We start from the raw sequence: 1,327 nt of genomic DNA, 5'->3' as shown, positions 1-1,327 counted from the left end.
AAGGGGCTCAACTACGTCAAGCTGGACGGCCAGGTCGGGATCATCGGCAACGGTGCGGGCCTGGTGATGTCGACGCTGGACGTGGTGGCCTATGCGGGCGAGGAGTTCGGCGGGGTCAAGCCGGCCAACTTCCTGGACATCGGCGGCGGGGCCTCGGCCGAGGTCATGGCCAACGGCCTGGAGATCATCCTGGGCGACCCCGACGTGAAAAGCGTGTTCGTCAACGTGTTCGGCGGGATCACCGCCTGCGACGCGGTGGCCAACGGCATCGTCCAGGCCCTCCAGTTGCTGGAGGGGCGCGGCGACGATGTGACCAAGCCGCTGGTGGTGCGCCTGGACGGCAACAACGCCGAACTGGGCCGCCAGATCCTGACCGATGCCGCCCACCCGGCGGTGCGCCAGGTGGCGACCATGGACGGCGCTGCCGCCCAGGCCGCCGAACTGGCCGCGAAGTGACAAGGGCGCGAGGCGAGTAGAAGCATCATGGCGATCTTTCTGACCAAGGACAGCAAGGTGCTGGTCCAGGGCATGACCGGCTCTGAGGGCACCAAGCACACCCGGCGGATGCTGGCGGCGGGCACCCGGATCGTGGGCGGGGTCAACCCGCGCAAGGCCGGGCAGTCGGTGGACTTCGACGGCACCCAGGTGCCGGTGTTCTCCTCGGTGGCCGAGGGCATGGCCGCGACCGGGGCCGATGTGTCGGTGGTGTTCGTGCCGCCGCGCTTTGCCAAGGCCGCGGTGGTGGAGGCGATCGACGCGGGGATCGGGATGGCGGTGGTGATCACCGAGGGCATCCCGGTGCACGACACGGCGGCGTTTTGGGCGCACGCGTGCGCCAAGGGCAACCGGACGCGGATCATCGGGCCCAACTGCCCGGGTCTGATCACGCCGGGGGAGTCCAACGCCGGCATCATCCCGGCCGACATCACCCGGCCCGGGCGGATCGGGTTGGTGTCCAAGTCGGGCACGCTGACGTATCAGATGATGTATGAGCTGCGTGACATCGGGTTCTCCACGGCGGTGGGCATCGGCGGGGACCCGGTGATCGGCACGACCCACATCGACGCTTTGGCGGCGTTCGAGGCCGACCCCGGTACCGACGCGATCGTGATGATCGGCGAGATCGGCGGGGACGCCGAGGAGCGGGCCGCGGAGTTCATCAAGGCCAACGTGTCCAAGCCGGTCGTGGGCTATGTGGCCGGGTTCACCGCCCCGGAGGGCAAGACGATGGGCCACGCGGGTGCGATCGTGTCGGGTTCGGCGGGCACGGCCGCGGCCAAGAAGGAGGCGTTGGAGGCCGCCGGCGTCAAGGTCGGCAAGACCCCCA

Annotated in this window: 1 protein-coding gene and 1 pseudogene; both read left to right on the top strand. The window is 69.5% G+C overall.

What is annotated here, in order from left to right:
- Window positions 1–456: pseudogene (locus LG943_RS27640) on the top strand (ADP-forming succinate--CoA ligase subunit beta); the annotation flags it as partial.
- 27 nt (window positions 457–483) lie between these two features.
- The coding region (gene sucD / locus LG943_RS27635) for a succinate--CoA ligase subunit alpha (RefSeq protein ID WP_270075319.1) at window positions 484–1,327 on the top strand (844 nt) is incomplete at its 3' end.

Source organism: Streptomonospora mangrovi (genome assembly GCF_027604915.1).
Lineage (GTDB): Bacteria > Actinomycetota > Actinomycetes > Streptosporangiales > Streptosporangiaceae > Streptomonospora > Streptomonospora mangrovi.
Note: the sequence above shows the minus strand (reverse complement) of the source record. Positions and strands in the feature narration are given on the sequence as shown.